Source organism: Proteus sp. FME41, assembly GCF_014897315.1.
Classification (GTDB): Bacteria; Pseudomonadota; Gammaproteobacteria; order Enterobacterales; family Enterobacteriaceae; genus Proteus.
In genome coordinates, this window is record NZ_JABUYL010000021.1 from 52,987 (window position 1) to 60,752 (window position 7,766).

Annotated in this window: 9 protein-coding genes and 1 tRNA gene; all 10 read left to right on the forward strand. The window is 39.3% G+C overall.

Annotated elements, in window-relative coordinates:
• Positions 1 to 74: 74 nt before the first annotated feature.
• The 10 genes from INT04_RS16185 (at position 75) to INT04_RS16230 (ending at position 7,763) form a co-directional block, all read left to right on the forward strand.
• On the forward strand, positions 75 to 1,445 hold the full coding sequence (locus INT04_RS16185) for an MFS transporter (protein WP_193017140.1): 1,371 nt from the start codon (positions 75 to 77) through the stop codon (positions 1,443 to 1,445).
• Entirely contained in the window at positions 1,435 to 1,842 is a 408-nt protein-coding gene (locus INT04_RS16190; protein ID WP_193017141.1) for a DUF4440 domain-containing protein, read from the forward strand. Before INT04_RS16185 ends, INT04_RS16190 begins: the two co-directional genes overlap by 11 nt.
• Positions 1,843 to 2,151: 309 nt before the next feature.
• Entirely contained in the window at positions 2,152 to 2,547 is a 396-nt protein-coding gene (ybgC, locus tag INT04_RS16195; RefSeq protein WP_193017142.1) for a tol-pal system-associated acyl-CoA thioesterase, read from the forward strand.
• Positions 2,547 to 3,233 carry a Tol-Pal system protein TolQ gene (tolQ, locus tag INT04_RS16200; protein WP_193017143.1) on the forward strand — a complete coding sequence of 229 codons (687 nt, stop codon included), beginning with the start codon at positions 2,547 to 2,549 and terminating at the stop codon, positions 3,231 to 3,233. Before ybgC ends, tolQ begins: the two co-directional genes overlap by 1 nt.
• Positions 3,234 to 3,255: 22 nt before the next feature.
• Positions 3,256 to 3,681: a colicin uptake protein TolR gene (gene tolR, locus INT04_RS16205; protein ID WP_193017144.1), complete on the forward strand. Its 426-nt coding sequence runs from the start codon at positions 3,256 to 3,258 to the stop codon at positions 3,679 to 3,681.
• A gap of 27 nt (positions 3,682 to 3,708) precedes the next feature.
• Positions 3,709 to 4,776 carry a cell envelope integrity protein TolA gene (gene tolA, locus INT04_RS16210; protein WP_193017145.1) on the forward strand — a complete coding sequence of 356 codons (1,068 nt, stop codon included), beginning with the start codon at positions 3,709 to 3,711 and terminating at the stop codon, positions 4,774 to 4,776.
• A gap of 142 nt (positions 4,777 to 4,918) precedes the next feature.
• On the forward strand, positions 4,919 to 6,214 hold the full coding sequence (gene tolB, locus INT04_RS16215) for a Tol-Pal system beta propeller repeat protein TolB (RefSeq protein WP_193017146.1): 1,296 nt from the start codon (positions 4,919 to 4,921) through the stop codon (positions 6,212 to 6,214).
• A 45-nt stretch (positions 6,215 to 6,259) separates the two neighbouring features.
• Positions 6,260 to 6,754 (forward strand): peptidoglycan-associated lipoprotein Pal, encoded by a 495-nt coding sequence (gene pal / locus INT04_RS16220; RefSeq protein WP_193017147.1) that lies wholly within the window; start codon positions 6,260 to 6,262, stop codon positions 6,752 to 6,754.
• A 9-nt stretch (positions 6,755 to 6,763) separates the two neighbouring features.
• Entirely contained in the window at positions 6,764 to 7,534 is a 771-nt protein-coding gene (cpoB, locus tag INT04_RS16225; protein ID WP_193017148.1) for a cell division protein CpoB, read from the forward strand.
• 153 nt (positions 7,535 to 7,687) lie between these two features.
• Positions 7,688 to 7,763, forward strand: a tRNA-Lys gene (locus INT04_RS16230).
• Positions 7,764 to 7,766 lie beyond the last annotated feature (3 nt).

Below are 7,766 nucleotides of genomic sequence, written 5' to 3' on the forward strand. Positions count from 1 at the left end.
TTAAACAATAAGTTCTATTTTGTCAGATAGACGAAATTCGTCAATCTTCCGTACTCTATGTGCGGAGGATTTTTATGACTTACCGCTATCGAATTGCATCTATATTTCTGCTGGGCTTTTTTATAGATTGTATTAATATTTTTATGTCAGCTATTGCATTACCTGCTATTGCTGATGATATGCAGATCTCTATCGTTTCCGTCACGTGGGTTTCAAATAGCTATATTTTAGGATTAACATTAATTATTCCATTAAGCCACTGGTTATCTCAACGTTTTGGTATTAAGACATTGATGGTGGCATCAATGTTAATGTTTAGTGTGTCTGTGGCGTTGGTGGGATTTTCCCACTCTTTTAGTGAGCTTATTTTCTGGCGTTTTGTTCAAGGCGTAAGTGGTGGGTTATTAATTCCAATTGGGCAGGCGTTGACGTTTCAATATTTTCAAGGTCATGAAAGAAGTAAAATTTCAACATTGATTATGGCAATAGCCCTGATAGCGCCAGCAATATCCCCCACACTAGGCGGATTTATTGTTGATGTCGTTTCTTGGCGTTGGGTATTTTATAGCAATATTCCATTTTCCTTACTGACGGCATTTCTCGCTTTTATCTGGGTTAAAGAACCTTTGCCTAAAGAAAATACAATACCTGATATTAAAGGCATTATTCTTATTAGCTTGATTATCGTTTTTGGATTGTTTGCTTTATCGGCTTATGGTGAGTATCACTCAACATTACTTGCATTAATCATAGCGATATTATCGGTCTTTTTTGCAGTACTTTATTATTATCATTATCGACATCATGCATCGCCTGTTATTAATTTGGCATTATTAAAAAATAGAAACTTATCGCTCTCTATTTTTATTTATTACTGTATTCCTGGTGTTTTTACTGGGGTAAATATTCTCGCTATTTTCTATTTACAACAATATTTAAAATTCACAGCTCAAGGTACAGGTGTTTTTATGCTGCTGTATGCATTAGGTGCCTTTATTTCAATGACAATAAGCGGTGCGCTTTATAATAAAGTGGGTATGAAACGTTTATTTATTTTTGCTTTATTATTGCACAGTATTGGCATTGCCTTATTAACATTTGTGAATAGTAATACAGATGTTCTACTGCTAATTGTTGCTTATTTAGTTATTGGAATTGGTGGGGGAATAGGTGCAAACACGGCACAAACAACAGCATTGTATGATTTTAGTTCACAAAAATTAGTTCAAGCGAGTGTTATCTGGAATATTAATAGACAAGTTGTTTTTAGTGTCGGTGCAACATTTGTTGCCATGATATTCAATATTCTTTCTCTTTTTTGTTTACCACAAACAGCTTATAGCATGACGTTTTTAATATGTGCTTTAATTGGTGTATTGCCTCTGACCTTATTATTTACGTTGAAAAAGAAAACTATTACACAGGAAATACAAGATGAATCTTAATACCGATTTAATTATCGAAAGCATTAAATCTTTGCATGATGAGATTGAAACTATTTTTACGCAATTTCCATTATCAATAGATGCAATAACCAAGATAGAAAACTTGTTATCTACGGATTTTTCAATGGTCGGTGTTAGTGGAAAAGCAGTGACTTATGATGAGGTTATTGCGTTGTTCAGACAAAATGCAGGGAAAAGAAGTGGTCTGAAAATAAAAACAGATGATTATAAAATAGTTTATGAGTCAGATTGTTTGGCGGTTGTCAGATATCGAGAAACACATCATGAAAATAAGAAAATTCTTATGCGGGAGTCGGTCGCGTTATTGAGACGCAATTCTCAGGATGAATGTTGGCAGTGGTACTATCTTCATGAGACTCCAATAGTAAATAATTAATTGATTTATATGAAAAACCAGTTTAAAGCTGGTTTTTTTATATTATTAAAAATAATACTAATAAATAAGACAATCTATGAATTTCTAATTAGCAAGCATTTTTATGCTGTCCTAATAAAAATATTTTTTCTATTCAGGGCATAAAGCATATTGCGTGTTGCAAAGAAGAGTTTATGATTGGCGGCTGAAAACTGTGTTTTCTATTCTTTACGTTACTATGATTCCCTTAGAGCCACCTCTTAAGTATAGTTAAGTAACCTATAGCTTAATTATTTATGGACTTAACTCGGGAAATGTAAGGAAGGTATTATGCAGTTTCTTTGGCCTGTTCGTGTTTATTATGAAGATACTGATGCGGGTGGTGTTGTTTATCACGCCAATTATCTAAAATATTTTGAACGCGCTAGAACTGAACTACTTAGAGAAAAAGGTTTTCATCAGCATGATTTACGGGAGTATGATCATGTTGTATTTGTTGTACGTAAATTATCAATAGAATATATTGCGCCAGCTCGACTTGATGATCTTTTGCAAGTAGAAAGTGAAATTACTACATTACGTGGTGCTTCGATGACATTTTCTCAAAAGCTTATTAATCAAGATGGTTCTATATTGTGTAGCGCAGAAGTGCTAGTTGTCTGCGTAGATTCATTAAAAATGAAGCCAGTAGCGCTTCCTAAGTCCATTATCGCGGAGTTTAAGTAGTGGCTGACATGAATGTTTTCGATCTCTTTCTAAAAGCTGGGCTTTTAGTTAAATTGATCATGTTGATTTTAATCGGATTTTCTATTGCATCTTGGGCGATTATTATTCAGCGAACTAAAGTTCTGAATGCCGCTGATCGTGAAGCCGCAGATTTTGAAGATAAATTCTGGTCAGGTACTGATTTGGCTCGTTTATATAAAGATAGCCAAGCTCGTCGTGATGAGTTATCTGGCTCAGAGCAAATTTTTCATTCAGGCTTTAAAGAATTTGCACGTTTGCACCAAGCGAGCGTTCATGCCCCTGATGCCGTGGTCAACGGCGCATCAAGAGCTATGCGTGTTTCCTTTAACCGTGAATTAGAATCCTTAGAAACACATATTCCTTTCCTCGGTACTGTTGGTTCTATCAGCCCATATATTGGTCTGTTTGGTACCGTATGGGGAATTATGCATGCTTTTATTGCGTTAGGTAGTGTGAAACAAGCAACATTACAAATGGTCGCACCCGGCATTGCTGAAGCGTTGATTGCAACAGCTATCGGTTTATTTGCGGCGATCCCCGCAGTTATGGCTTATAACCGGTTTACGCAACGTGTAACTAAACTGGAACAAAGTTACGATAACTTTATGGAAGAGTTCCTGACGATTTTACATCGCCAAGCTTTTGCCTCAGCAGAAAAGAAATAGTTAACGCAGAAGGAGAAAGCTGATGGCACGAGGTCGCAGTAACCGCCGAGGCATAAAATCAGAGATTAACATTGTTCCTTTGCTTGACGTATTGTTAGTGCTTTTGCTGATATTTATGGCTACGGCGCCTATCATCTCGCAAAGTGTTGAAGTTGACCTTCCTGATGCAACAGATACACAAACTGTTTCAACGAATGATAATCCTCCGGTGATTGTCGAAGTTGCAGGCGTTGGGCAATATAATATTCGAGTTGACCAAGAAGTATTAGAATTATTGCCTCAAGAACAGATTATGGCTGAAGCTAGACGACAATTGGAAAAAAATCCGAAAGTTGTGTTTCTTATTGGCGGTGCTAGAGATGTTCCTTATGATGAGATAATTAAAGCGCTCAACATGTTACGTCAAGCAGGTGTGAAATCTGTAGGTTTAATGACTCAGCCTATGTAATAGGTTGAAATAAGTTTGGATAATAGCGTGGGAAAGAAGACGAAACCAATCCGAAGTAAATTGAGCGGTTCAGTTATCTTGTCTACCGTCTTGCATTTGCTCGTTATCGCGTTGCTTATCTGGGGTTCATTAACTCAGAAATGGGATTTAGGCGGCGGAGGCGGAGAAGGCGGGCAAGTTATTGATGCTATTATGGTCGATCCTAATGCTGTGGTACAACAATATAACCAGCAAAAAGCGCAACAGGCTAACGTCCAAAAAGCAGAGCAAGTGCGTAAAGAACGTGCAGAGCAACAAGAAGAAGAGTTGCGTCAGCAGCAAGTGAAAGAACAAGAACGTTTGAAAACGTTAGAAGTTGAACGTTTGCAAGCTAAAGAGGCAGCAGAGGCTCAAAAACGTGAAGCTGCGTTAGCTGCCACTAAAGCGAAAGAAGAACAAAAAGTAGCAGAAGAAGCGGCCGCACAAGCGAAAGCAGAGCGTGATCGCATCTTAAAAGAACAAGCGGATGCTAAAAAGCAAGCTGAAGCAGAAGCAAAAAAACAAGCAGAATTAGCAGCAAAACAGAAAGCAGAAGAGGCAAAAGCCAAAGCAGAAGCCGATGCAAAAGCCAAAGCAGAAGCCGATGCAAAAGCCAAAGCAGAAGCTGATGCCAAAGCAAAGGCTGCTGCAGATGCTAAGGCTAAAGCAGCCGCAGAAGCTAAAGCAAAAGCGGCCTCTCAACAGCAAAGTAAAGCCGTTGATAGTTTACTTGATGGCTTAATGGCTGATGGTAATAAACAAAGTGGTGCCTCTGCAGCAGGGCAAGGTGGTGGAAATCGCACTGGTGCAAATGGTGAAGGTGTCGATCGCTATAAAGGTCAGCTGAAAGTTGCAATAGAACAGAAGTTCATTGATCCAGAGTTATACAAAGGTAAAACTTGTGAACTAAGAATTAGTATTGCACCTGATGGGATGTTAGTTAATGCGAAAATTTTAGGTGGTGATGCGGCATTATGCCAAGTGGCATTACGCGCAGCGAATACTGCTAAATTACCGAAGCCACCAAAAGATGTTTATGAACAAGTAAAATCATCGACAATTGAGTTTAAGCCATAAAACTGTCTGATAGTAGGAAAACATACACTAATTTATAGCTATTTTAGAATGTTATTGATGTGTTGTATGGTGTTGTTGAAAAGCGTTTGTTACTATTCTGTGCGTTATTGCGTAATAACCGCAATAATAAAAGGGAGACATGATGAAGCAGGCATTAAATGTTATTTTCGGACTTTTAATTTTATGCGTAACTACTCTAGTTAACGCTGAAGTTCGAATTGAAATTACACAAGGGGTGAATACTGCACGCCCTATCGGTGTTGTTCCTTTTAAGTGGGAAGGCACGGGTCAAATGCCAGAAGATATTGCTGGTGTGATTGCGGCTGATTTACGTAATAGCGGAAAATTTAATCCGATTGATGTATCTCGTATACCTCAACAGCCAGTGACGGCTTCTGAAGTCCAACCTGCACTTTGGACTGCATTAGGGATTGATTCTGTTGTTGTGGGGCGTGTACAACCGTCTGCTGATGGCCAATATTTAGTAAGCTATCAGTTAGTTGATGTTGCAGGCTCTCCTGGTGCAGTTTTATCTCAAAGTGAGTTTAAAGTGCCATCGAAGTGGTTGCGCTATTCTGCACATACTGCCAGTGATGAAGTTTTTGAAAAACTAACAGGGATCCGTGGTGCATTCCGTACACGTATTGCTTATGTTGTTGTGACTAATGGTGGCGCATATCCTTACGAATTACGCGTTTCTGATTATGATGGCTTTAACCAAGATCGTGTTTATCGTTCATCTCAGCCATTAATGTCACCAGCATGGTCACCAGATGGTGCTAAACTGGCTTATGTGACTTTTGAAAGTGGTCAATCTGCTTTAGTGGTACAAACATTAGCGTCTGGTGAAATTCGCCAAATTGCATCATTTCCACGACACAATGGTGCGCCGTCGTTTTCACCTGATGGCTCTAAACTTGCTTTTGCACTCTCTAAGAGTGGTAGCTTAAATCTGTATGTTATGGATTTAGCAAGTGGAAATATGACACAGGTAACCAATGGCAGAAGTAACAATACCGAGCCAAATTGGCTGCCTGATGGACAGACCTTAGTCTATACTTCAGATCAAGGTGGTCGTCCGCAAATTTACAAGGTTAATATTAACGGTGGAACGCCAGAACGTATTACGTGGGAAGGTAAACAAAACCAAAACCCAGCAGTAAGCCCTGATGGCAGTTTCTTAGTTATGGTGAGTTCTGAAAGCGGTAGGCAACATATCGCTAAGCAGGATCTAGAAACGAATTCCGTACAATATTTAACAGATACGTTTCTGGATGAAACGCCAAGTATCGCGCCTAACGGCACAATGGTTATTTATAGCTCTACACAAGGCTTAGGCACCATTTTGCAGCTAGTATCGACTGATGGACGTTTCAAAGCGCGTCTTCCGGCGACTGATGGTCAGGTTAAATCACCTGCCTGGTCACCGTTTATGTGATGCATAAGAATTATGTATGGCAAACAAATAAAGGAACAAATAGAGATGCAATTAAACAAAGTATTTAAAGGGTTGATGTTAGCATTACCACTCGTTGCTGTTGCAGCATGTAGCTCAAACAAAAACGATGACCAAACTGATACAAACACTGTACCTGTTGTTGAACAAGGTCCTACTGCTGAAGAATTAGCACGTCAGCAATTAGAACAACTGCAACAAAATAACATTGTTTACTTCGGTTTCGACAAATATGACATTAGCTCAGACTACGCTAACCTGTTAGATGCACACGCTGGATTCCTGCGTGCTAATCCATCAGTACGTATTACTGTAGAAGGTCATGCTGATGAACGCGGTACTCCAGAATACAACATCGCTCTGGGCGAACGTCGTGCAAACGCTGTGAAAATGTACCTACAAGGTAAAGGCGTATCTGCTGATCAACTGTCAATCGTTTCTTACGGTAAAGAAAAACCAGCTGTACTGGGTCATGACGAAGCCGCTTATGCGAAAAACCGTCGTGCAGTACTGGCTTACTAAGAGAACGGCATGAACAACAGTAACTTCAGACCTTTCTTGATGAGTCTGTTGTTACTGGTTGGCGTAGCGGCTCCTGTAGCCGCTATTGCCCAAGCGCCAATCAGTAATATCGGTTCTGGTTCGACCGATGAACGACTCGCCCAACTTGAGCGTTTTTCAAATGCTCACAGCCAGCTTTTGACCCAATTACAGCAACAACTTGCTGATTCTCAGCGTGATATTGATATGTTACGTGGTCAAATTCAGGAAAACCAATATCAGTTAAATCAAGTTGTTGAACGCCAACGCAATATCTATCAACAGTTAGATAGCCTTGGTGGTAGCGCTTCATCACCATCAACAGAAGCTGCTCAACCTGATAATACTGCTTCTACAACACCGCCTGCCGCAACTAACACAGGACAAGGTGATGAGAAGGCCGATTATAATGCAGCGATTGATATCGTATTGAATTCAAAAGATTACGATAAGGCAATTGTTGAATTAAACAACTTTATCAATAACTATCCAAAGTCTAGCTATCAATCAAATGCACATTTTTGGTTGGGTCAGATGTATTACTTAAAAGGTAATAAGGATCAGGCTGCAAGCACCTTTGCTATTGTTGTTAAGAACTATCCAAAATCTCAAAAAGCAAGTGAGGCCTTTTATAAAATTGGTCTGATCATGCAAGAGAAAGGGCAGAAGGATAATGCTAAAGCTATTTATCAACAAGTGATTAAGCAATATCCAAATAGCGCGGGCGCTAAATTAGCGCAGAAGCAGCTAGGAGCACTCTAATTATTAACCCCGTAATGTAAAATGTTACATTTTCGGGGTTAAATGATTGTTTTTTAAGCTGTTGAGTGTTTTTTTGAAAAAAAACATTGCACAAAAACATTAAATCAGTATTATTACCCGCCGTTGCCACAGAGAATGTGGCGCACTCGAAAAGGGTCGTTAGCTCAGTCGGTAGAGCAGTTGACTTTTAATCAATTGGTCGGGCGTTCGAATCGCCCACGACCCACCATTT

Excerpts from the sequence above, each read along its gene's own strand:
- INT04_RS16185 (WP_193017140.1), top strand. The coding sequence starts at position 75 with ATGACTTACCGCTATCGAATTGCATCTATATTTCTGCTGGGCTTTTTT.
- INT04_RS16190 (WP_193017141.1), top strand. The coding sequence starts at position 1,435 with ATGAATCTTAATACCGATTTAATTATCGAAAGCATTAAATCTTTGCAT.
- ybgC (WP_193017142.1), top strand. The coding sequence starts at position 2,152 with ATGCAGTTTCTTTGGCCTGTTCGTGTTTATTATGAAGATACTGATGCG.
- tolR (WP_193017144.1), top strand. The coding sequence starts at position 3,256 with ATGGCACGAGGTCGCAGTAACCGCCGAGGCATAAAATCAGAGATTAAC.
- tolB (WP_193017146.1), top strand. The coding sequence starts at position 4,919 with ATGAAGCAGGCATTAAATGTTATTTTCGGACTTTTAATTTTATGCGTA.
- pal (WP_193017147.1), top strand. The coding sequence starts at position 6,260 with ATGCAATTAAACAAAGTATTTAAAGGGTTGATGTTAGCATTACCACTC.
- cpoB (WP_193017148.1), top strand. The coding sequence starts at position 6,764 with ATGAACAACAGTAACTTCAGACCTTTCTTGATGAGTCTGTTGTTACTG.